This window comes from Bradyrhizobium genomosp. I (2014) (assembly GCF_000261685.1).
Lineage (GTDB): Bacteria > Pseudomonadota > Alphaproteobacteria > Rhizobiales > Xanthobacteraceae > Bradyrhizobium.
The window spans coordinates 17,188-41,163 of sequence record NZ_AJQE01000286.1; the positions used below are offsets into that span (position 1 = coordinate 17,188).

At 58.9% G+C, this 23,976-nt stretch carries 15 protein-coding genes and 1 pseudogene; 5 read left to right on the top strand and 11 right to left on the bottom strand.

The window, feature by feature from the left end; genetic code table 11:
- Positions 1-9: 9 nt before the first annotated feature.
- From IC50_RS43305 to IC50_RS26165, 3 genes and pseudogenes are all read right to left on the bottom strand, one after another.
- Positions 10-129, bottom strand: a pseudogene (locus IC50_RS43305) (IS110 family transposase); the annotation flags it as partial.
- Between the two features lie 53 nt (positions 130-182).
- A complete protein-coding gene (gene nodU / locus IC50_RS26160) occupies positions 183-1,937 on the bottom strand; it encodes a nodulation protein NodU (protein ID WP_080584113.1) in 1,755 nt (584 codons plus the stop codon).
- A 500-nt stretch (positions 1,938-2,437) separates the two neighbouring features.
- Positions 2,438-3,631 carry a pyridoxal phosphate-dependent aminotransferase gene (locus IC50_RS26165; protein WP_049813053.1) on the bottom strand — a complete coding sequence of 398 codons (1,194 nt, stop codon included), beginning with the start codon at positions 3,629-3,631 and terminating at the stop codon, positions 2,438-2,440.
- 1,381 nt (positions 3,632-5,012) lie between these two features.
- Between IC50_RS26165 and IC50_RS26170 the strand changes: the two genes are divergently transcribed.
- The 3 genes from IC50_RS26170 to IC50_RS26180 are packed head-to-tail and all read left to right on the top strand — an operon-like array spanning position 5,013 to position 8,175.
- Positions 5,013-6,593 (top strand): hypothetical protein, encoded by a 1,581-nt coding sequence (locus IC50_RS26170; protein WP_232208646.1) that lies wholly within the window; start codon positions 5,013-5,015, stop codon positions 6,591-6,593.
- Positions 6,590-7,276 carry an HAD family hydrolase gene (locus IC50_RS26175; protein ID WP_018645245.1) on the top strand — a complete coding sequence of 229 codons (687 nt, stop codon included), beginning with the start codon at positions 6,590-6,592 and terminating at the stop codon, positions 7,274-7,276. The genes IC50_RS26170 and IC50_RS26175 overlap by 4 nt, the downstream gene beginning before the upstream one ends.
- Positions 7,273-8,175: an NAD(P)-dependent oxidoreductase gene (locus tag IC50_RS26180; protein ID WP_049813052.1), complete on the top strand. Its 903-nt coding sequence runs from the start codon at positions 7,273-7,275 to the stop codon at positions 8,173-8,175. Before IC50_RS26175 ends, IC50_RS26180 begins: the two co-directional genes overlap by 4 nt.
- Positions 8,176-8,880: 705 nt before the next feature.
- Here IC50_RS26180 and IC50_RS26185 read toward each other — a convergent pair.
- From IC50_RS26185 to IC50_RS26200, 4 genes are all read right to left on the bottom strand, one after another.
- Positions 8,881-10,344 carry an NAD-dependent succinate-semialdehyde dehydrogenase gene (locus IC50_RS26185; RefSeq protein ID WP_035711516.1) on the bottom strand — a complete coding sequence of 488 codons (1,464 nt, stop codon included), beginning with the start codon at positions 10,342-10,344 and terminating at the stop codon, positions 8,881-8,883.
- A gap of 12 nt (positions 10,345-10,356) precedes the next feature.
- The gene (locus IC50_RS26190; RefSeq protein ID WP_018645246.1) at positions 10,357-11,286 is read right to left on the bottom strand and encodes a dihydrodipicolinate synthase family protein; all 930 of its coding nucleotides are present in this window, start codon (positions 11,284-11,286) and stop codon (positions 10,357-10,359) included.
- 171 nt (positions 11,287-11,457) lie between these two features.
- The gene (locus IC50_RS26195) at positions 11,458-12,606 is read right to left on the bottom strand and encodes a hypothetical protein (RefSeq protein ID WP_018645247.1); all 1,149 of its coding nucleotides are present in this window, start codon (positions 12,604-12,606) and stop codon (positions 11,458-11,460) included.
- Positions 12,607-12,853: 247 nt separating this feature from the next.
- Positions 12,854-14,056: a CaiB/BaiF CoA transferase family protein gene (locus IC50_RS26200; protein ID WP_028144091.1), complete on the bottom strand. Its 1,203-nt coding sequence runs from the start codon at positions 14,054-14,056 to the stop codon at positions 12,854-12,856.
- A gap of 264 nt (positions 14,057-14,320) precedes the next feature.
- Between IC50_RS26200 and IC50_RS26205 the strand changes: the two genes are divergently transcribed.
- Positions 14,321-15,412: a LacI family DNA-binding transcriptional regulator gene (locus tag IC50_RS26205; RefSeq protein WP_018645249.1), complete on the top strand. Its 1,092-nt coding sequence runs from the start codon at positions 14,321-14,323 to the stop codon at positions 15,410-15,412.
- A gap of 164 nt (positions 15,413-15,576) precedes the next feature.
- On the opposite strand, the gene IC50_RS26210 is transcribed toward IC50_RS26205, so the two are convergent.
- Both IC50_RS26210 and IC50_RS26215 read right to left on the bottom strand, forming a co-directional pair.
- Positions 15,577-18,210 carry a CehA/McbA family metallohydrolase gene (locus tag IC50_RS26210; protein WP_223153743.1) on the bottom strand — a complete coding sequence of 878 codons (2,634 nt, stop codon included), beginning with the start codon at positions 18,208-18,210 and terminating at the stop codon, positions 15,577-15,579.
- 201 nt (positions 18,211-18,411) lie between these two features.
- Positions 18,412-19,737, bottom strand: a complete 1,326-nt coding sequence (locus IC50_RS26215) for an MFS transporter (RefSeq protein ID WP_063615341.1) — start codon at positions 19,735-19,737, stop codon at positions 18,412-18,414.
- 713 nt (positions 19,738-20,450) lie between these two features.
- On the opposite strand from IC50_RS26215, the gene IC50_RS26225 reads away from it, so the two are divergent.
- On the top strand, positions 20,451-21,233 hold the full coding sequence (locus IC50_RS26225; protein WP_028144089.1) for an enoyl-CoA hydratase-related protein: 783 nt from the start codon (positions 20,451-20,453) through the stop codon (positions 21,231-21,233).
- A gap of 59 nt (positions 21,234-21,292) precedes the next feature.
- Here IC50_RS26225 and IC50_RS26230 read toward each other — a convergent pair whose 3' ends face one another.
- Both IC50_RS26230 and IC50_RS26235 read right to left on the bottom strand, forming a co-directional pair.
- Entirely contained in the window at positions 21,293-22,513 is a 1,221-nt protein-coding gene (locus IC50_RS26230; RefSeq protein ID WP_035711489.1) for a substrate-binding protein, read from the bottom strand.
- A 148-nt stretch (positions 22,514-22,661) separates the two neighbouring features.
- A complete protein-coding gene (locus IC50_RS26235) occupies positions 22,662-23,918 on the bottom strand; it encodes an amidohydrolase family protein (RefSeq protein WP_157158159.1) in 1,257 nt (418 codons plus the stop codon).
- Positions 23,919-23,976: the final 58 nt, after the last annotated feature.

Sequence of the window (23,976 nt, forward strand, 5' to 3'; positions counted from 1 at the left end):
CACTATCCTTATTGCGACAAGTACGGCGGTCGCACCCAATGCGCCGATACCAGGGATTGTCATCAGCCGGCGTGTGACGTCCTCTCGATCGGCGACCGCCTCGATCTCCCTTGTCACTTCGCGAATCCGTTCTCGATCCCTACCTTTCTTCGTTACCCCTAGGCCTGCAGCGATCGCATTCGTCAAACAAGGCGGCCTCTGGCGGGAGGTATCCGATCTTTGGCGTACGGTTCCGCCTCCGCGCGCTGAGAGAGAAAGATGTCGTTGGCCAGCACTGAGTCTCCGCCCGCGCGTTTCGTCCACAGCACGCCATCGCACCACACGTGGTCAACGCGGTCCCACTGGCAGGCAGATGCCGCATTCGGGAAAAACCCGCGTCCATTGTGATTGGCGCTTGTGTTGCATAGTAGCGGAATGCCCGTGAGGCCCTCGTATTCGACGAGAAGTTCGGCGATTTTGTGCTGAGAGGTCCTGCAAATAGTCTGCAATCGAGCAGATCCGTCCAGATGCACAACAGCGGGGATCTTGGCCCGCCATTCTGCTCGTGTTAGGTGCTCGAAGAGCATGTAAGGGTCTGGCGTTCCAGGACTAAAAATATCCGGCGCACGATCCTCCAGGCATATTGGCGCTACCGGCCGGAAGTGCTCGCGAAGTTTGATGTCGTTGAGACGGTCCTTCATTCGCGGCGATGTCGCCGCGGCCAGTATGCTTCTGCTACCCAAAGCCCGAGGTCCAAGCTCCGCGCGGCCGGCAAGGAAAATGACGGGCTTGTTGCTGGCGAGAATCGTTGCAAGTTCACGCATGCTACATGGTGAGCCGTCCCATCCGGGCGGCACGTCGCCTCGTTCCACGGCTGGACCACTATAGACGGACCATTCCAATGGTACAAAGCCTTGGTCCGCCGCTAATGCGGAGCAAGCGGCACCTATTGCCGAGCCACTGTCATTCGGAAAGGGTGGCACCCAGATAGCATCGAACAAGCCGGCAGCTCGTAGTGTGCTATTCCATTTTATGTTGAGACCGCAACCGCCGGCCATGCACAGATTGCGCGCGGGAAGCCTCGAATGTCTCTGTATAGCACTCGCGAGCTTGGTAACGAGCAGACGCTCTTGGAACCAATGAAAGGATGCAAGCACATCTTCGGGGGCTTTGGCTTTTAACCGTAGCGCGCTGGCATCGAGGAACTCGTGGACAGGCTCAAGCGCGGCGTCCTCGCTGCAACGACCGACTGGCTCCGTAAACGTGCTAAAGTGCTTTTCGTAGAGCTCCTGAAACACCTCGACAATGCTTTCATCGACTGAACCGAGCGCGATGTAGGCCATCAACTTGCCCGCAACACCGAGGTCCCACTTGGTCCGGTTCGTCTGCTTGTATGGTCCGAAGTGATAGCCCGCGGCAGCATAAGCATGCCCGATCAGCGGGAAGAGGCACTCGAGGAACCTGGCGGCGCGGCGCTCTACATGGTAGAGACGTGGAAAGGAAGCGCCGTCCCACACCAGACAGAACGCGGGCTGCCCGGCCTTGGCGAAAGGGCTGGTACAAAAAGCGGAAGCCACATGGGCTGTGACATGCGGATAGCTTTTATAAGGGAAAGCGCTCTCGTTGAGCATCAGCCCAGATCCGTCGTGCGCTATGAGGAGGCCTTCGGCATCGCCCTCAACATACGGTGCCCCTTTAAGGGTAATGGGCGCAGTCCCACTGAAAACCTCAAATTGTGACTCAACCTCGCCCCACCATCCGTCGATGACGAACCGATCAACGTCCCGCGGATCTAAACCGTGCTCTGCCAAGGCGACAACAACCGCATCGAGATTGGTGATTTTTTGATATCGCGGATTATTGCCCCGCTTCTCCTGCTCGACACAAAAGACAAGCCGTCTGTCCTCGATAAGGGCGACTGCTCCGTCATGGGTCAGTTTGATACCGCAGATGCGCATACTGTCTCCGAACCTAATGCCGGTGATCCACTCGACTTGAAGGCGCCGCAACTGTTGCTCATCGCGAGACTCAGATGGGCTCCCATCTGTCACGATGCACGCTCTGGGCCAGTTCCAATCAGTGGAATCGCTGGCGATTGTCTGATCAAAGTCGGAGTTGGAAGCGACTTGACCGATTCGTGACACCGGACGCGTTCAGTTTCGGACCAAGCACTCCCGCCTACGGCGACAATTTGCGTGCGTGCGACCTGCGGCCCTTTGTGCCTTCTCCGACGTGGAGCGAACGAGTGCATCGGAACTCTTTACCGGATGGTGAGATCGTCGACCAGATCACGAGACGTGACCTCCTAAGGCGGCGACGACATGCGGTCTTTGACGTTACGATTCGACCGATGCTCGCCGTTAACGGACATAGGAGCTGCTTACATTGCCGAGTGCAAGTCATCAGCTGAAGCGCAGATATTCACAACCATGCCTTTCGTCTGGAACTGGACCGGCCGTTATTTGATCCTAAGGCTATTTAGCGCCTGAACGACGCGCGTCAGGCCGATGGCCGATGCCCCCGGAGGGGCGCCGAATGAGAGTCGCAAACCGTTGACGTCGCCAAACGCGTCTCCCGCAACGCAAGCCACGTTAGTTTGCTTCAGGAGCCAGCTTGCAACATCATCCGTCACTCCAACGCGACCTTCGTCCTTCAAAGCAGATGCAAGCCTGTTCAGATCAAGATAGAAGAATAATGCCCCGTCGGCACGAGGTGGCGTTACATCACGTAGATTAGAAAGGATGTTAAGACCTATGTCGCGAGCGTCGAAAAGCCGTTGGTATGTCTCCCGCTCAATACGGCCGCCGACCTGAAAGTGGCTCAGCGTAGCCTGCTGCGCCTCTCGACTTGGTATCATCGCTGCATAGCCCTGAAGCTTTCTAGCGGCGGAAACGATGGCCCTTGGAGCCGCGAAATAACCCAAGCGAGAGCCTGATATCTCCAGCGCCTGTGAACATGGATTGACCATGATCGTTCGCGATCGCACGGCGGGGTGCGCCACAACGATCGACTCATGGCGGTGTAAACCAGTGAATACCAATCTTGAGTAGCGCTCGTCCGAAATGATCCATATTCGGAATTCGATAGCAAGCTCGCCGACCTCCTGCAATGTTGTTCGGCTGTAGACTGCGCCCGTCGGATTGTTGGGTGAATTGATAATCATCGCTTTAGTCCGCGATGTAATGGCAGCTCGGATTGAGTTGACATCAGGAGTATATCGTGGGCGCTGAGCGTCGACGAACACTGGTACTGCGCCAGCGGCGTGAACCAGTGCTGGGACAAACGGTTGCCAGGGGCGGATAATGATAACTTCGTCGCCCCGCTCTAGGACAGCCAGGCCCGCACAAAGCAGCGCTTCCTTTGAGCCGGCAGTGATTGCGATCTCTTCCGCACTCCAATCAAAGCCTGTCTGGGCGGCGAGCCTTTCCGCAATAGCTTTGCGGAGCGGCATGAGGCCAATGGGATCCAGGACGCCGCTCGCCCCAGAATCGACAGTAACCGTCGCCCTCTCGTGCGCTAATGAGAGTGACTGGAAGATCTCGTCATTTGCGAGATCGATAAACTCATGCCCGCCAAAAGCACAACCCGACGCCACGTCCTGGGCGCCGGGCACACGCTCTGTAAAACAGAACGATATCGAGTCTGACTGCAAGTGACCTCCTCGGTCGTCGCACTCGAGCAGCGAGCCAAAGCTCGCGACCGCCGTACTCTCGCGGTCTAGCCATCGAACCATATTCGGCGAGGCTGGCGATCTCACCTACACCGACACAGCCCCCTACACAAAGCCGACAGCCTAATCGCCCGTCGCTCCATGCTGAGTGCTTGGTGCGACTATTGTGGCTCAACATCAAACTGACGGCTCTTTTGGCTCGACTACGCTGCATAGAACGGCTGGACTGCTTGCAAAATGCGGGCCCCTGCCATCCTCCTACTTGCGAAGCGTTTTGCAGCCGGCACGTGGATACTTGAATGACCTCGGGCTAAGGATTTCGCAAACGTGAGGACCAGGCACGTGCGCCGCGACAGAGCGTTGACGGTGACATATTGCAGTTGCTCTTGCCAAACTCGTTCAAGGTGCATCGGCGCCCGATCCGCGCAGGCGGCACGGTGTGTCATCGCCAGGAATTTTGGTGCCTGATCAATCACCAGTGTTAGTAGTTGATCTGGTACGCGTTGAAAACGCGCGTTAAGATGTCGCGACCTTTCCAGACAATCATGCACCATGCAAGCTGATGATAGAGGGTCAATATGTAAGCCAAATGGAAGCGAAGATTACAATGGCGTGAGAAGGACGGTTTTCACTCTGTGGGGGTTGAGATCGACAAAGCCGTTCTATTCGTCACTCGCCCCCTGAGATTGATTAGGGTAAGGCAGGAAAACATCGGGCCGCGAGATCGGTCAGGCGCTCGCTACCCCAGAGAGCCTGTTCGTAGCAGTGTGCGCACAGCGGCTACCAAATGTGAGTTGGCCAAAGAACGGAGGGGCTAGGTTGCCTATAAGTCCATTCGTTACTCTGTCCCGCAGACGGACGTGCGCACTTCGGCTGTCCGGGACCCGGCTCTCGGTATCGGCAATCGCGCAATGGGTCGCTTTGCATCATCTGCCGGGTCTTACTCGCAAAACACGAAAATACCAACGCGTCGCTACCAGGCCTGCTCGGAGCCCTTTTCTAATGCTGGTCGTCCGTAAGGACCCGCTTTGGTGGCTTGCCCGCAGAATGGAAGGAAATGAGCGGAAGATCAGAAGGCTTTCACCGACTTCAAGCACTCGCACCTTCTCGCTCCGGTGTGGCGCTTTTCGCACACAGTCGTAGCATCTTGAACATCGTGTGAGGGCCTGAACGAGGCACAGCACTCAACTGAGTGGCTAGAGTGGCTCGTCTTCCAATTCTCCTCGCTCTAGAAGTGCCAGCCAGTATTTTCAAAGGAGTGGTACGACGCTTGCTTAAGGATCAAGCGAACTTCCGCCTTCATAGGCACATTAGCCATGCGAGGCGCCCCGCCAGATCGGCTCCTTAACAAGTGGGTGACTATATGTCCGGTGTCGCCGGTGCGTTTCTCTGCGCTTCAAGCGAACCATGGTCGCGTGTTGTTGATCAGCTGAAGAAAATGATTCCGACACTTGCACTCCGTGGGCAAGCAGGTGTCGCGGTCTCTGCTTTCATGCAAGAGCGTGGGATCCGACATGGAAGGGCGTTTCAATCGGACGATAATTCCCTGCGCATTGACGGAATCGAACAGGAGCCGCGCTTTCGGCCTCATGTTGCAATCGCGCAGATCCGTAGCGGATCCTGTGGAACTCGGGGTGACGGCGATGTGCAGTCAACTCCCAGCCGCCATTTTGCAATTTCTCTGGACGGCGCCTTAGTGAACGCTCATGAACTCAGGAGCGAATTGCTCGCCCAGGGACGACTGATAGATACCAACACGGACGCCGAGCTCTTGCTGAGGTGGATTGAACGATCTTGCGAACGAAAATATTGGCGTCGTGGCTTGCCCGCGGACTACGAGGCTATCTTTCGCGAGCTTGATGATCGTATCGATGGTGCCATTTCCGCGCTTTTGCTAGATATGAACGGTGATCTTGTTGCATATCGCAATCGAAGCGGTTTGCGACCGTTGGAGACTATGCGGGCAAGCAATGGATTCTTGCTCTTTGCTTCCGAAAATTGTGCCTTCGCTGGCTTGAAAGGCGAGACCCAGCAGCTCTTGCCTGGGAGCATACGGCGCGTGGACGCCAAGTCCGGCCGCAGCGTTGACCATATCCTGAACAGCCGAGGATGTAAGGCCAAACTCTGCGCCTACGAAACTCTCTATTTGGGAAGTCCGAACACATCGGTTGAGGGCCATTCACATCGCCAGACCCGTCACAACATCGGGCTGGCCTTGGGGAGAATCGTTGCGGAGCGAGTCCAAGCAGACCCACTATTGATGCCACCAATCGTGTCCTCCATGCCAAAGACTGGGGGGCCGTACGCCGATGGTCTGTTTGACTCTCTCGCCGAACAGGGCGTGCTCGCCGAGCGTAGTGACGTAGTGGCAGCGCAATTTCTTGAGCGAACGCTCCTGGGCAGACCCAAGGCCCGACAATCTCGCATTGCTCAGAAGTATCTCGTGTCGGACTCTGCCGTCGCTAAACGGACCATCATAGTTGTCGATGAGGCCCTCATTCGAGGTGATACCAGCCAAGCCGTCACAATGATGCTCCTTGCCGCTGGAGCCGAAGCCGTACATTGGGCAATTGGTTCGCCGCCTATAGTTGCTCCACACTACTACGGCATGGGTATTGATACGCTAGATGAGCTCGCATTCTGGCAGGCGTTGAAGCGACTGCCGCCCGAACTACGCGCCCAGAGTCTTCGCTTCCACAGGATGGATCCGCCAGCCCTCAAAATTATTGAAAGCAACATTGCGACGGCAATCCAAGCAGCCACCATCACTTATCTGCCCTTCCGTGCCCTTGTATCCATATTGGCCAACAGGCTAGAGGGCATCGATTTGTCGCCCTTCACGTTGGAGATGCCGACCCCCGCTGGACGTCAGCGCGCGGACAGAAACTTGAAAGCTTTGCTGGCCGCTCTTCCTGTCAATCCCCGTCTGAGGTCAGCATCATGAAGCCCGCTCTCGTATTTGACTGGAACGGAACACTGCTCGATGACACATACGCGCTGCTCGAAACGACCAATGTAATTTTGGACCGCTTTGGTCGTCCGAGCATCGATATAAACACCTTTCGAGAGCATTGTGATGTTCCCCTCGATCGTCTCTATCGTAGCCTCGGAATGTCGCAGGAGGAGGTTGAGGCGGTGGAGCGTGACGAAGGCGCACTGTTTCACGACACGTACGAGCCTCTTGCGGATAAAGCCGATTTACGTGAGGGGGCGCGCAGAGTGCTCGCGTTAGCGCGCCGAGAATCTGCTCTACTCATCATCCTCAGCAACCACATAGTCGCGCCTCTACAGTTCCAGCTCAGGAGACTTGGAGTGGATGACTACGTCACCGACGTGCTCGCCTTTGAAAGCCGCGCCACGCAATACAAATCGATGAGCAAAGGAGAGCGGCTTCGCCTTTATATGAACAGGCACAACCTAAAGCCGTCGTCAACCTTCATCGTCGGCGATATGCCCGTCGAGACTGATATTGCACGCAGTCTCGGGCTGACAAGCATATCCATTACCGGAGGATTTGTTTCGACCTCGCGCCTGCAAGCCGCGCGTCCAGATTACACCATCAACAACCATCACGAGCTGTTGCCGATCCTACAAAGCCATGGCTTCTTTCGGAATACTAAATCATGAGCAAGGGATCGTCAGCGAACCCGGCTCCCAAAACGATCAAGCAGAGCATAGGGCTTATCGGAGCGGGGCGCATGGGAACAGGTATAGGGATCAGCCTGCTGCGTCAGCAAAACGAACTCCACATCAAAGTCAACAAGAACCGGTTCGGTGCTGATCGCCTGATGGATGCAGGGGCCCGCGAGCATGCGTCGATCGCTGAGTTGGCGCAGCATGTAAGTGTGGTGGTGTTGTCATTACCGTCCAGCCGCGAAGTTGAGACGGTGTGCCTCGATCACGATGGACTGTTTGTTAACATGTGCCGAGGAGGTTTGATAATTGATTGTACGACCTCGTATCCCGCATCGACCATTGCATTGGCCAAAACGGCGGAAAGACGAGGTCTTAGCTTCATTGATGCTCCAGTAACACGAAGCCCCGAGCAAGCAGAGCTCGGCCTTCTCAATGCGATGGTTGGATCGGATGCAACACTCTTTCCCGTTGCTGAACGCATTCTTGCTGCGTTTTGCGAGACCGTTATGCATGTTGGAGATGTCGGACACGGCCACAAGCTCAAGCTTGTTTACAACAGCATGACTATGGGCATCGCTGCGGTCGCCGCTGAGGTCTGCCAATTCGCGGATAGTCTTCAGATAGATCTTGTAACACTACGCTCTTTGGTCAGTCGGGGCTCTACGAACAGTGGAATATTCCAAGCCTTCGCCGCCTTTTTGTTGGGAGAGAAACCAGATGCACTGGCAATCTCGATTGCAAATGCTGCAAAGGACATCGAGTGTGCTGTGCGCCTAGCGCGCGAGAGTGCCGTTTCCGTGCCGGTCCTGGATGCTGCCGCGCAGGAACTCAACCTCTCAGTTGTCGCAGGCAAAGGTGAACTGACCCTCCCACATTTGGCCCGATCGTAGACGCTTGGTGTGGTTCCAAGCGGGCCATTTTTCCACGAGTCCCTGGTGCCCCTCGACTTCCTGGGCATCGAGAGCGATGACTAGGACGACATGGTCCGCATCTTCAAAGAAGTCAGCGGCGTTTCTTATACGATGGGGTGGAGTTCGATCCAAACAGCGTCAAGGTCAATCGCATTCGCGAGGAAACTGAGTATGGCGGCCTGCGCATCACCGCCGACGCATTGGTCGATACTGCCAAGGCCCGAATCATTATCGATTTCGCCTTTGGTGATGCGGTCGAATCGGGTCTACTGGACATGGACCTGTCGGTTCTCCACGATCTTCCTGCTCGCATCTGCGCGCTTCTGCGCGTGAGATGGTCATCGCCGAGAAATTCCAGGCGATGGTCATGCTGGACCGCACCAATATTCGTGGTGCTCGCGGGCTTATCATTGGCGCGGATACTTGAGGGCTTTGGCACACGCAGCTGTTATCCGTCCGCGCTGATCTGCGGACAAAGTATCTCATTTCTGCTCCCGCCTGAAAGAACACGAAGGTGTCGGTCCAGCAAAGAAAAGGACCGCTGCCGGACTTCTCCGACAGCGGCTCAAGTCTGGGGAGAGGCAGACGTACCGGTCTGCCAGCGGAGAAGGGCGGAGCGCTTGAAGCGATCCGGCGGCACTAACGAAGTCGTTCTGCTCCGGTTTGGTATTTGGTATTCCGGTTCTAGCTCGCCTGGCTCACGAATTTGGTGTCGAGATAGCCCTCGATTGCCTCGAGGCCACCTTCCGAACCGAAGCCTGACTCCTTCGTTCCTCCGAAGGGCACTTCGGGAAGCCCAAGCCCATGATGATTGATCGATACCATCCCGCATTGGAGATCGGCCCCGATCGCGGCCATCGTTGCGGCGGATCGCGTGTAGGCGTAGGCGGCGAGCCCGTAAGGCAGTCGATTGGCCTCCGCCACAACCTCGTCATAGGTTTTAAACCGCGCAATCGGCGCGACAGGGCCGAACGGCTCTTCATTCATGATGCGCGCTTGAGGTGGAACATCGGTCAGGACCGTCGGCTCGAAGAAGTACCCCGTATTGCCGATACGCTTGCCGCCGATGCGCAACTGGGCGCCGCAATCGAGAGCGTCCGCGACGAGGGTCTCCATTGCATCGACCCGGCGCGAATTGGCGAGCGGCCCCATCCGGCTATCTCTTTCAAGGCCATTGCCAACCTTGATCGCGCTGGCCTCGGCAACGAACCTCTTGACGAAATCTTCATAGATACTGTCATGCACCAGAAACCGCGTCGGCGAGACGCAGACTTGGCCCGCATTGCGGAACTTGTTCGCCGACAAGATTCTTGCGGCTTTCTCGACGTCGGCATCCGGGAAAACGATGGCAGGCGCGTGCCCGCCGAGCTCCATGGTGGTGCGCTTCATATGGGCGCCGGCAAGGGCTGCGAGATGCTTTCCGACCACGGTCGAACCGGTGAAGGAGACTTTCCGGATGATAGGATGGCGTATGAGATAATCTGAAACTTCGGATGGCACCCCGAAGACGAGATTGATCACGCCCGCAGGCAAGCCAGCATCCGCGAAACTGCGCACCAGCGCCATGCAGCTCGCTGGCGTCTCTTCAGGTCCCTTGACGATGATGGAGCAGCCGGCTGCAAGGCTGGCGGAGATCTTCCGCACGGCCTGGTTGATCGGAAAATTCCAGGGCGTAAATGCGGCAACCGGCCCGACCGGCTCCTTGGTCACGAGCTGGACAACATTGCCAAAGCGCGCCGGGACGATCCGTCCATAGGCGCGCCGCCCTTCTTCGGAGAGCCAGTCGATGATATCGGCAGCAAGGAGCGATTCAGCACTCGACTCGGTGAGCGGCTTACCCTGTTCGAGCGTCATGATCAATGCGATGCCGGCTGCGCGCGAGCGTATGAGATCGGCGGCCTTGCGCATCGTCCTGTATCGGTCAAAGGCCGAAACCTTTCGCCAAATCTCAAATCCCTCCTGAGCGGCCATGATCGCACGATCGAGATCGCCACGAGACGCATAAGGAGTTTCGCCAATCGGCTGGCCGGTTGCGGGATTGAGGATTTTTTCCGAGCGATCCGAACCCCCTTCCGTCCACTCGCCGGCAATGAACATCCTGATCTTGGGGTACACAGGTTCTGCCTGCGTGGCTTGTTCTCGGCGCATCATGCCCGCATCTCAATGTCCCCAGCGAAGAGACAGCGGGTTGAGCTCACGCGCAAGCTCGATCAATCCAGCTCTCGTCGCCGGATGGATCTGCTCGAGCGGATGCCGCACGGCTTCGCATTTGATCACGCCGCCTTCAGCCATTACGCTCTTGGTGGCGCGCAGGCCGCACTGGCGGTTTTCGAAATTGATGAGCGGCAGCACCCTTGCATATGCAAGAGCGGCTTCCTGCCTGCTGCCCCCTTTGTGATGATCGAGCACGGGGCGGAGCAAATCGGGCAACAGCGCGCTCGACATTGTTCCGCTCGCACCGGCATCGAGGTCCGCCATCATGGTGATGGCTTCCTCCCCGTCAAAAGGACCAATGATGACCTCACCGCCGAGCTCGATCAGACTGCGGAGCTTGGCAGCCGCAAACGGCACCTCGATCTTGAAATATCTGGCGAGCGGCACCTCGCAAGCGAGCCGGACGAGAAACGGGACCGTCAATGTAACGCCGGAGAGCGGCGCGTCCTGGACCATAATTGGAATCCCGGCGGCGTCCGCGACCCGGCCGAAATGCCCGATCATGGCGCCTTCATCCGCCTTGAGGCTTGGACCATGATAAGGCGGCATCAGCATGAGGAGGCTTGCGCCACGTTCGGCCGCATAGCGGGCGCGTTGCACCGCAATCTGCGTGCTGAAATGGCTGCAGGTCACCATGACGGGCTTGCGGCCCGCGACATGCGAGAGGCAGAGATCGACCAGAAGGTCACGTTCCTGATCAGACAGCAGGAACTGCTCGGAATAGTTGGCCAGAATGCAGATCCCGTCCACGCCTTGGTCGATCATGCAATCGAGCACGCGCCGCTGCCCTTCGAGATCGAGATCTCCAGATTCCGTAAACGGCGTCGGAGCGACCGGGAACAAGCCGCGATAGATGGGGGGTTTCGCATTTCTCATGTAGAGGATTCCAGACAGGAGGCAGTCAGTTGCTGTCTAACTCGATCAGCCCATCGCGAATATCCAAGGAGTGGAGCCGATGCCGTCGGACTGTTTGGACAGATTGACTGGCGTGGCGTCACAAACAAGATTGGTTGGAGGCTTTGTTCGCGTTGGAAGCCTTTCGCGCCTCTAGATCCAGCCAGGCGGCACCAGATCCGTCAGGATGGCAAGGCATTCAAACAGGAAGTAGCTTCCGAAAATCAGCTCGACGTTCTGGGCCGCATCGATATCGCGCACGATCGCCTTTCGGGTGAAGCAGCCGCCGGTGAGCATTCCAGGCGGGCGCGGGTCATCGGGAGCAGTCGGTGTCAGGTATTTCGAGCTCAGTTGAGTAACTGTGCGCTCCGCAAATAATCTATATTTGGCGCCCCCCTCAGGACCAAGTGCGGATGCGAGGCGCAGCGCCGCGGCGGCAGCGATAGCAGTGGCCGCAGTATCCCTGCTGGTGTTGGGGATCGCCGGATCGTCGAAATCCCAGAAGGCAATGAGATCCGCGGGGACATGGTCGATCCACCAGTCAAGAAGGCGGACGGCGTAGTCGCGCCATAGCGGTTCGTCGGGGCGGACCATGGCGGCGTGAGCGGTGTAGAGCATCGCCCATCCCTGCGCCCGGCCCCAGGTGCTGATATCGCTATATCCCTTGTGCGTGTGCGTTCTGAGCACCTTACCGGTGTGATCAAGGGTGGAAGACTGGATAACTGAATTGTCCTGCCGCACATGGATCTCCAGGACGCGCCGCATATGTGCATTGGCGACCTCCTCCATCCGGGCATCGGAAAGCTCGTCCGCGGCCCAATAGAGCAGGCCTGTCGCCTGGAGCGAGTCGATGCTGCTCTCGGAAGCTCCCACTGCGCTCGCCTCCTCGGCATCCCTGCCCAACGGTATCAGTCCGAGGTGTGGATCGAACATATCACGAAGCGATCTTGCTGCTGTCAGAGCCACCGCGCGGGCGTTTTCTTCCTTGAACAGGATGCTGCCGAGGGCGCCGGCATGATAGAAGCCGAAGCCCTTGAAGGCCGTAAGCCGCTCGGCACGCGGCAACATTCGGCTTAGCGCAGCACGCGCGTCTTCGATTGGGAACTGGCTGCGATCAGCGAGGTGCGCGAGCCAAAGCTCACCGACAAATGCCCCGCCGGTCCAATCACCATCGGGGGTAAACGTCCATTTTCCGTCGGCGGCACTCGCCCAGTGTGGCAAGCCCGAGCGTGCGGTGTCCCGAGTCTCGGCAATGCGCTTCAGCATACGCTCGCGCGCGGGCAGATATTGGCTTTCCGACATGGCTTCTGGTCCAACATAATACTCGCCGCGCGGCTTTGCCCTGGCGGCAACTTAAAGCTCTTTACCAACAGATCCTGGACTGGCGCGAACGGTTGGTGTTCACGAGACTTCCAATCGTGCTTGGCTGCATCTCTGCGGAGTAGCAAGCCTCGTCAGCAGCACCGCAGGGAAAGCCGCGTGCAAGTTTATGCCAATCACGATGACCCTCCGACGTAAGCGTGCTGCTTTCGACAATCCTCGTTGTTCGTTAGTGATGCGAGTCCGCAGCGCCGATGGCGCCGGTTTCATAAAGATGCTTCAATTTCCTAGCGTCATAGCCCAGCTCTTTCAGAATCTCTTCCGTTTGCGCACCGAGCTTTTGCGGCGGCAAACGCACGTCCGGCTGCTCGCCGTCGTAGCGCACGGGATGGCTGACAAGGGTGATGGGAGCTCCGGTCGCGCCGGTCACGACCTGAAAATTTTTGTTATGCGCGATCTGCGGATCCGCAACGACGTCGGCATAATCGTTCACCGCAGCGTGCCAAATTCCACGCGCCTCGAACAGGACGATGCATTCCATGGTTGAGCGTTTGGCGATGTTGGCAGCAATCATGGCTGAGGCCTCGTCCCGCCGGCGATACGCCTCCTCGTCAGGAATTCGCTGGTCGGCCGGAAGGCCAAGCGCGCCTGAGAGCGCCTCCAGCGATCCCAAAGAGATCGCAATGTGCCCATCGCGTGTCGCATAGATGCCGTAAGGCGCACCGTAGTACCAGCCGGCCACCGGGCCCGGCTGACGGACGTCGTCAGGCCTTTGGCCGTTCAGGTAGCAGGTAAAAGATTCCATCTGCAGGTCGAGCGCAGCCGACAGCAGGCTAACATCGACGCGGCAGCCCTGCCCCGTCCGCGCCTTCCGCACCAAGGCAGCCAGGATCCCCGCCGCAAACAAGGCGGCGCCGTGATGATCGATGGCGGAAACGCCGACAGCCCGCGGCCCCTGCTCGCGACTTCCGGTGATCATCGCAAGTCCTGATAGCGCCTGGATCAAGAGATCCTGGCCTGGGCGATCGACATAGGGCCCGTCAGGACCGTAGCCGGAGGCAGCGGCATAGATGATCTGCGGATTGATCTTCTTTGCATCCTCGTAGCCGAGACCAAGCTTGTCGAGCACACCCGGGCGGAAGTTCTCTGCGATCACATCCGATTTGGCGATCAGTTGCCTGGCGATGACCACGGCTTCGGGTTTTTTCAGATCGAGCGTGAGGCTGCGCTTGTTGCGGTTTCCCGTCAGAAGCAACATTGATTGGCCGTCAACCCGCTTGTCCGCCCCGCCCCATTTCCTCTGAAAGGCCCCCCCGGGCGGTTCCACGGCGATCACGTCCGCACCGAGGTCGGCGAGAAACTGCACGCCGACCGGACCCATCAGAAAGTGATTGAGGCTGAGGACTCGAATGCCCTTCAAAAGATCGACCATACATCCTTGCTTTCGGTTTTACCTGAAATCGAGGTGCTGGCTCTCGATTTCTGAAATCGATTTCAGACTTAGGCTGTGCGAGAAGCGGAGTCAAGCGAATCTACCAACTTTCGAATGAGATTCGCTTCATCCCGCTCCATCTGTGCATGAGAGGGGCAGAAAATAGCGCCGATGGCCCGCATACAGGGCTTGAGAAGGTAGCGCTCGTGATGGTTTAACCCTTTTGAGGGGAGACCCTCTCCTTCTCCTGGTTGACCAACGCAAATGGACAAGAAACCTGTAATCGCGCCCAAAGGCCGGCAGCAGCCGCGCGTGAAGATCGAGGACGTTGCCCGGAAGGCGAATGTGTCGCCGGCGACGGTGTCGCGGGTTCTCAATCACCCCGATATCGTACGGCCGGAGCTTCGCGACAGGGTCATGCGGCATATCAATGACCTCGCCTACACGCGCGATAGCGCAGCCAGAGCATTGAAATCGGGACGCATGCGGACCGTCGGCGTCATCGTTCCGACACTGGCGCTCGGTATCTTTGCAGAAGGCGTGGAAGCCCTCCAGAACCGCCTCAGCGAAAGCGGCTACACGCTGTTCATTGCGAATTCGCAATATGACCAGCGGCGTGAATTTCAGGAACTGCAAAGTCTCATTGAACGCGGCATCGATGGAATCGTGCTGGTCGGAGCTTCCCACGGACGGGAGCTGAGGAGCCTGATCGAACAGGCAGGCGTACCCGTCATCACCACCTATGTTGCCAAGGCCGGCGGCGGCATCCCCGCGATCGGAATCGACAACGAAAGCGCCACCCGCGAGATGACGGAGTATCTGCTAAGGCTTGGACACGTCCGTTTTGGCGCGATTGCCAACGTTGTCGCCGCGTCCAACGACAGATCCCGCGCCAGGCTCGAGGGAATTCAGCGCGCGCTGTCGGACGCCGGTCTCCCGCTCAAGCCGAGCCAGGTCGTCAAGGCCGATTATTCGCTTGCCCAGGGCCGTAGCGCCCTTCGTCAGCTCCTCACCGATCATCCGGACACGACAGCAGTCATCTGCACCACCGACACGCTTGCCATCGGTGCAATGGCAGAGGCTCGCAAGATGGGGCTGGCCGTACCGGCTACGCTTTCCATCACAGGATTTGACGATGTGGAGCTGGCGGCGCAAATGGACCCGCCGCTCACAACAGTCAGCGTTCCGGCAGCAGAAATCGGCCGGGGAGCCGCCGATTATCTCATCAATGCCATTGCCGGAAGTCCTGTCCCGAGAAGTGTCGTGTTGCCGTACCGGCTGGTCATGCGCTCATCGAGCGCCCCGCCGCGGTCCAGCGTCCGTCCCGCCCGTCGCGGGCGCAGTCGAGATCATTGACCGGGCCACGGTCCTGATAACTATTTCAGAACCGGAGGCTGGCGTCCGCATCCCAGGACCCGATGACGCAAGCTGCTCGCCCCTTATCATTATTCGCCCGTAAGTAGAGGTGGCTGAGCATGCGATGCGCCGCCTGCGCGATCGTCAATGGCACAAGAGACTTCTCAATGCTCGCGTTCAACGTGAACGGAGTGAACGGGCGCATGGTGGTGGCTGGCGCCCAGTTCGTGCAATCTATGATGCAGGCGATGATGCGCAAGTTCCAGGGCAGCTCGCAGCCGCGAGTGTCGCGCTTCGTCGGACTTGGGAGCGAGCGTGTCCATATAGGCGATCGATCCCTCGATTTGAGCAAGGACCGACACTGCATCCGCGGTGGCAAAGATGGGCATTCCGCCTACTTTGACATATACCGCACTGGTGTGCGCCGCAATGTCGGCCTCGCGTCCGGCGACACTGCCCCGAACGCGCAGCGCGATCCAACATGACTCGTTGATGGGCAGGGAGAGCTGCCCCTTGCACGACAAGCCTCCGCATCGAACCTCCTCGAGGACCGTGCCGTTACATATGAGCTCCACCCGCGCCGGCGGGACGCTGACCGATTCGATCCGCCAGTCGATCGTGAGGGTGCCGCCTGAACGGGGAAGGGACACCGTGCCTCCAGGGCGACGTCCTTCAACGGTCATCTCAACCAGAGGCCCGACAGTGATGAACGTGTCCCCGCTGCGTACGGCATCCATCCAGTTGCGATACGTGAAGTCGCGTTCGCCCAATCGCACATAGGTCCGTGAGCCCCCGAGGAGCGCGGCCGCGTCCATCTTGTCGGAGCCCGCCACCAGCGGCAGATGGTAGCCGATGTTGAGGTAGCGATACCAATCGGCGAGACCAAATGCGCTGAGCTGCGCGGTCCGCGGGTTGAACGACATCATTTCGATGGCGTCGACAAGGCCGAGCACAATGTCGGCCGCACGCTCCGCCTGCGGGTTCGGCGCATGGGGCATTACCACCAGCCCCCCTTGCTGACGGCAGCGCTCCGCCCAGTCGGCCATGGTCGCTTCCAGAACATGGCCGATTGCAGCTTCGTTGGACCCGCCGCAAGAGAGCGGATTGATCATCTCACCTTCATAGCCGAGCAGCGATATGTGCCCCAGAACCTGCATCCGGTTCTCCGTGCCGACCCGAACCAGGAATTCTCCGTCGCCGCCGAAATCCTTTGCCCCGAACGTCGTGCGTCCGTCGAAATCGGCGACGTTGGTGAATAGCTCGCCCCACTGTGCGGCGAGCAAGTTGACCACGTTGACACCCTCCGCCTTGCCCTCAAGCAGCGCTGTCTGCGGGCTTAGGAAATGGACGTGCGTATCAGAGCTAACCCATCCCTGTTCGCGCCAGCGCAGCACACGATCGAGCTCAAAGGTGAGAGTGTCCGTGCTTGCAGTGATGTCGACGATGGTGCGCAACGGGCGCACCTCAAAACCCCTGCAGATCTCTACGAACACGGGCCCGAGCGGCAGGTCCGCCTCGCAACTGCCGTCCACGTAGACGTACTGGTTCAGCCCATTGGCAAATTCGCCCGAGAAGTCCTCGAACCTGCCGGTATTGACCTTGCGGTGATGTCCCTTGGGTGGCAGATACTCCCCATGCGCACCATGGACATGCAACCGCGCGGCAACGCGCACGCCACTGTCCTTTTCCATGATGCGGATCTTGACCGGCCTTGTGGCCGGTTCGACTGTCGCCACATTGAGCGAGGCGCTTGCGTTACCGCCACCTTCCAACGATCGAAGCTCGAACATGTGCAAGCGGCCATCGTCGGAGCGCAGATAGAGTCTTGCGTCCGGATGCGCCGAGTACTCAACGATGACTTCGCTCCCGCAGCGCACGGGCTGCACATCAACTTTGGCGCCCAGCCAATCCGCTCTGGAGTACTCGAGCACTGCGCGTGCCGAGATGACCGTGCCGAGGTCCATGCCGATCTGCTGGCCCCGATCGTCGACATCGAGCTCGCCAAGCTTGTTCAGATGGAACCCCGGCGGCAGCCTCACCTTCAGCTTGCGACGGCCCTGGAGGCGCAGCGGGTGCTGGGTGAGCGCTGTCGTGGTCACCGCAAACACAAGCGAGATTTCCTGTTCCGCGCGCAAGCTCAACGCCGAAAGCTCCTTGTCCGGATAAGGATTGGGGAGCGCGTAAAGCCACACGTTCTCACCTTGTCGATCCATGCGTCCCGATTGGGTGCGAGCCTCGCCCTGGAAGAAGTTCGCCCCCGGCGCTCTGCCGAGTACAAAGTCCTCGCCGGTGCTTGCATGTACGATGGGCGCGCGTAGCGGCAAGGCGGCGAACGCACTCGCACTCCAGGAGATGTGGTTCTGCTGGATCGCGAAGCGGCGCAGCACCGGCACGTCGGTCTCGCTGCCGTCGGCATAGCGGAGCCCGTATGTCGCCACCCGGTCGCCGAGTGGATTGCCTTCTACAGGCAGCGTAGCCGGGCCGATCTCTCCGAAACCCTCGGGGCTTGCACTGGGGCGGTCTGCCGCCACTTGCACGAACAGCACATAGCTCGCCATCGTCGGCGGCAACGCGATTACGGCAGGAGGGGCGCCGGGGCGCAGCTCCAGCACATCCGGCCCTATTTCGCTGCCGAAGAGAAAGGGCATGCCGCGATGGGTCTGGAGCCCGCGAAGTGAATCGATCCAGCCGGTGTCACCCGGGCGGGCGGCGAACCCTTCACCGGCATTTGCGCGCTCGGCGTTGAAATATCGCTTCAAGTCCACAGGCGTGAAGTGCGGCGATGAAGGTGTTTTCATGCTTCGGACTCCAGTTTCAGCAACTCAGTGCCTCGCAAGCATTCTTTGTTTGTTGTGAATGACTGCTCGCGCAAGGACGCTTGCGCCGACCCCATGCTCATGCCGAGCATGAAGAGATACGCGCGAGCCCTTATGTTTTGCAGCTAACGTGGACGCCTTGCGTCCGTCGCGGGCACGGCGAAGCGCAGGGGCAGAGCGTGTTCATTCACCTATGTAGAGGCAGCCGCGCTTCTTTGCGATCTGGTAGACCAGCACGCTCAGGAGCGCGATCAACGATCCGTAGACGGGAAACATCCAGGCGATGTGCTCGCGTTGCAACCAAACCAGCAGATAGGGTGACGTCCCGCCAAACAAGGAGACGCCGAGCGCATAGCCGAGAGCCACTCCGGTGGTCCGCACGGCGCGCGGCATCAGCGTGGTAGCGATGAAGTTATAGAGGGCCATGTTGAAGCCCACGATCGCGCCGCCGAACACCGTAACAAAGAAGAACGTGACGATGCCTTTTTCCGAATAGAGCAGTGTCAGGAAGAAGCATGGGATGAGCAACAGGCGCAGCAGCGCGAACGCGCGCGAGGGTCGCACCTTGTCCGCGAAAGCGCCGACAAACGGCGCCGTTGACATCCAGATCAGGACCATCAGGGTCATGATCCCGTACACATACGTGCTGTCCTCCTTGAAGACCGTATTGGCCATGTTGGGAAGACCGGTGTTCCAGGCATAGTTGGCGATCTGCACCGACCCGATCACCAGGATGACGGCGAGCAGCGAAAGGCGGACGCTCCATAGCGTTTTCCACACACCGCCAGTCGATTCCTGAATGCGCGAAGACTCGTCTTGCCGATGCATGGCTCGATTGATCAAGGTTTCCGGCACCGTCGTGCGCAGATAGATGATCAAAAGGCCCAGCACGCCGCCGACCGCAAAGGGTATACGCCAAGCCCACTCGCGCATGGCTTCAGGTGCGACCGAGGCGCTCACCAGGAAGGCAACTAGGCTGGATCCAAGGCTTCCCAATTGGATGAATGTGCCGCCAATCAGACCGAGATAGCGTCCCTCCTTACCAGGTGGCGCCAGTTCAATTGCAATGGCGTTGGCGACACCAGCTTCAGCGCCTGTGGCAAACCCCTGAATCAGCCGCATGATCAGCAGCGCTATGGCCGCCGTGACGCCGAGGTCCTTGTAGGTGGGCAACAAGGATATCAAAAGCGAGCAAACCGCCATGGCCGTGACAGAGATCAGCATGACGCGCTTGTGGCTGATGCGATCTGCGACCGGCCCCAGCAAAACAGCGCCCAGCGGTCGAGCGCAAAAGCCCGCGCCGTACACGGCAAGTCCCGCCAGCAGCGAGGTGGTGGGATCATCGGAAGGGAAGAAGTGCGGCGAGAGAAACGCCGCCATTACGCCGTAGACATTCCAGTCGTACCACTCTAGCGCCACCCCTCCTCCAAGGCCGGCGGTCATTCGCTTGTTGGCAGTTTGCTTGTCAAGCTGGACGGGTACAGCGCTGGGCTGAGCAATGATGTTCATGGGTCCTCGGGCTCTATTGATGACTTAATGATTTTGCGGGTCGCGCGAGAACGAGCAGCCGCTCGTCGGCTCAACTGCGCCCGCCGCGAGCGGGGGTCTACGAGAGCGGCGGCCTTGAGCAGGCCGGACCGCGGAAGCGCAAGCGCAACAGCTGCCCGGGATGCCGGCGGAAAGTCCGCCTGGCTTCACGTAATTGCGGGCCTCGCCTCACGAGCGGCCATTGCACGATCCTAATGGCGCAGGACGCCTTCATCGTTGCTTCCGACTTGCGCGGCGACTCGCATAAAGCGCGCGCGAGATTCCGTGCCATTCCCATGGCCAGCCTTCCTCCTGTTGCTCTAAGCGCGCTTCTGAAGAAGCTGATGTTCTTGTTGGACAGCGCGGCGTCACAAGACCCGTCGCATCGTCAATGAGATCCTTCAGATGTGACCCACTCTCGCCGGCCGCATCCTTCTGGTTTCCCGCAGTACCGGGCATTTCGACATCGAGTTCTGAAATCGATTTCAAGATTAGTAAGAATTCGGAACTGCGGAGTCAAGCCGTTTTTTACGGGTGAAGCCCGCCTCATGGTCTCCGTCGGCTCCGCGTTGAGCAAGGTGGCTCAGCGCCGCTGAGGCTGGTTCTTCCAAGAAGAGGCTTCTGGATGCCTCGTTGCGAAGAAATCGATTTCAGTCTAAGGCGTGGTTCTCATATTCCTTCAGGAGAACCGCTCCATGTCCGAGACGCCCGATCTCATCCTCTCGACATCTGTCGCGCCCCACGTGCGCCTATTGACGCTGAATAGGACATCAAAACGAAACGCCTTGAGCAACCAGTTGATCGTGGAGCTTGGCGCCATCTTGCGCCGTGCCGCAATCGATGAGGATGTCCGCTGTGTCGTGCTTTGTGGCAGCGATGCGTTCTTCTCTGCCGGAGCCGACATCAAGGAGATGCGGGAGCGCGGCTTTGAGGCAATCGACAATTCCGCCCGACGTTCTGCCTGGGGGGATGTCGCCAATTTCCCCAAGCCTCTCATTGCCGCGGTCGAGGGCATTTGCTTCGGCGGCGGCCACGAATTGGCGCTGCTCGCGGATATCGTGATAGCAGGTGAAGGGGCGGTATTTGGGCAGCCTGAGATCAACATCGGAATATTGCCCGGCGACGGCGCAACGCAGAGGCTGACACGCGTGGCTGGCAAATCACTGGCCATGCTGATGATCCTGAGCGGCCAATCCATCACGGCGCGGAGTGCGATGCAGGCCGGCCTTGTGGCGGAAGTTGTCGAAAGCGGCAGGGCGCAGAGGCGAGCGCTCGAAATAGCCGATCTGATAGCGCAAAAGCCTCCCCGCTCGGCTGAACTTGCCAAAGCTGCCGTTCTCGCCGCCTTTCAGACCACGTTGGACGCCGGGCTCGAGTTCGAGCGGCAAGCGATACGTCACGCTTTCAGCACAGCTGACCAGAAGGAGGGAATGAACGCCTTCTTTGACAAGAGGCCGCCGAATTATCGCGGGAAGTAGCCCCCCGCGATTGGCTCGCACGCGGCGCCGGCGAAGCTCGCCCGCGCAACATGCGACATTCAACACTCCTTCGGCTCGACCGGGCCGGCGCTACGGGCGACGATCTCGTATTGGCCGGCCTTTGCCACGCCAATGTACATGTTCATCCTGCAGTGGCGCTTGCCCGGCACCATCTCCGCCGGCCCGCCAGGCCCTTCCGCAATCTTGGCGTGGTCAAGCGCGGCAGCGACAGCCTCGCGGTCAATTGTACCGGCTTCCCTCACTGCGGCTTCCCACAGCTTCAGTCCTCGATACGTGCCGGTCGCGGCGCTTCCTGCTGAGAACCGGAACTTGCCCGGAAACTGCTTTTCGTAGGCCGACTGAATTTTGGCGCTCACCGGATCTTCCGCCGCGAGCGCCTTGTAATAGTCGAGGCTGCTGGCGAGGCCTTCGATCTCGTGAGCCTGGTTCATTTCGAGCGTGTTCTCGTCATAGTAGACGCAGCCCAGCTGTCCCCCATTCCTAGAAAAGCCCGCTTCATAAAGCTGTTTGAAGAACGAGCCGACGCCCGGGGGGATAACACTGTTGAAGACCACGTCTACCTTGTTGGACGTGATGCGGCTCACGGTCGATGAAAAATCGATTTGGTCAAGCGGGTAGTACTCCTCGAACACCACCTCCCCGCCGCTGCTCTCGATCACCTTGCGCGCATAGGCATTGATTGTTTGCGGCCAGACGTAGTTTGATCCAGGCAGCGCGAAGCGTCTGCCACCGTTCTTGATCAACCACGGAATGAACCGGTCGCAATTCTGCGCCGGTACCGGCCCGGTGCAAAACAGATAGGGCGTGCACTCCCTGCCTTCGTAGGCCTGTGGATAGATGTAGAGCGTCTTGCCACGAGAGATGATGATGTCCTTGATGGCGTTGCGCATCGAGCTCGCAATGCCGCCGAGTACCAGGTCGACCTTGTCTCGTTGAATCAGCTTGCGGACATTGCCAACAGCGACGGACTCGTTGGACGCGGTGTCTTCGATCAGGAGGTCGATCGGGCGCCCCAAGGGACCACCGTTCTCGTTGATCTCGCTCGCGACCATGCGCGCGACATTGGCGTCGGTATTCCCGGCAAAGCCGAGTGCCCCCGTAAGGTCGGTGGCAATGCCAATCCTGATCGGGCCTTCAGCGGCGTTGGCCCAGTCAGGACGGATCACCCAGCTGCCCGGGCCGGCCGCAATGGCCGCAGACACAAAGGCGAAATTGCCGAGAAAGCGGCGGCGGCTGAGTTGCCGGTGATCATTCAACATGGAACTGACCTCCCCTTGGCTCATGGCCTTAATCCACGCGCCCTGCTCTTTCCTGGGGGGCGCGGTAACCGGAACGCTATCCGTCATTTTTCGGTTTCAAGTCGGCTCTTCGGATCAACTTTTTAAAATCGCGAACGAAGTGCAGCAATCAGGACAGTCTGAAAAGCTCCCTCGCGTTCTCGCCAAGGATCCTGACCGCCAAGCGCTCTGCGTCTCGGGGGCGAAAGTAGCCGCTCGCAACTTTTTCTTTCAGAACCTCGCCGATGAGCCGGCGTGCGCCCTGTATCGCGGCAAATGTCTCCTCAACGTGAAGACAATCTCCTCCGATCATCATTCGCGATTCATCCGGCAAGACTTCAATAGCCTCGTGCAGGGCCAGCTTGAAATGGGACGGGCTCAACAGGAAGGACCAGCACAAATCGAGCCAAACATTGCGGTACACAAAAGCCATTCCCAACAAGTCCCGGCTCCAGGGATAGGCCAAATGCATCAGCAGAAAACGGGTCCGAGGATGACGCTCAATCAACCCGGTCATGCGTAGCGGGTGGGAGCCGCTTATGATTGCCGTTCCAAGATGAGTTTGGACTGGCAGGCCGGCTTCGCCTGCGAGCTGACAAAACAAATCGACGACAAAGTCACAGAAAGCCTTGCGCGCCGCAGGGGATGGAGACCTTTGTCCCCAGGCCTGCCGAGCGAGGTCCTCGTTCGGTTCGTCAAAGCTTAGATCGCGGTCATAGGCGAGCGCGTTTTTGAGCGCAACGTGATTGCGCCGGGCGCAGCCGGCTACGAGCTCCCGGATTGCGTCGCAATAATCGTCGAAGGTTTTCACCTCCATGCCGAGGCGCCGCAGCAACGTATGGCCGCAATTTCCATTGTGATCGCGAGATTCCGGGTGCCAGCCGAGGGCGAATGCATTGATCCGCAGGACCGCATCGTAACTTTGCCCTAGGACCGGCCGCGGATCCATCAACGGATCGAGAAAAGGGTCCGTTACGATCCTTCCGATGGCGGCGCGCCCAATGACTTCACTTGGCCATGTCGCCTCCCTGTGGCGCAAGCGCACCAAAGCGTCTACTGCCTCCCAGTTGTCGCGCGTGATTCCGGTTTCGGCGACGCCGTAAAGCTCGGCGACACCGCCGGCGAGGTTACGAACGAATGCATTTGAGCCGCTCCTCTCCAGGAACGGAGCAAGGGCCTCCCAGGTGGTTGGCTCGGTAGCGGTAGATAACATATCGCCAGTCGCCTTGGGCTCGGATGGCAGGACGTGGCTTGTCCAAGCCGCATAGCTCTGCTGGAACAGTTTCAAAAGATTCACGTCCCGGCTATGTGCGACCTCGGACATGTGATGTTCATGGACATCGACGACCTGGCACGCATTCACAAAATCGCTCATGGTTTTGGACATCGTCCCTCTCTGTTCAGTCATCGCAAGGAACTTCAACGCGCCATCTTTCGGGCGTGGG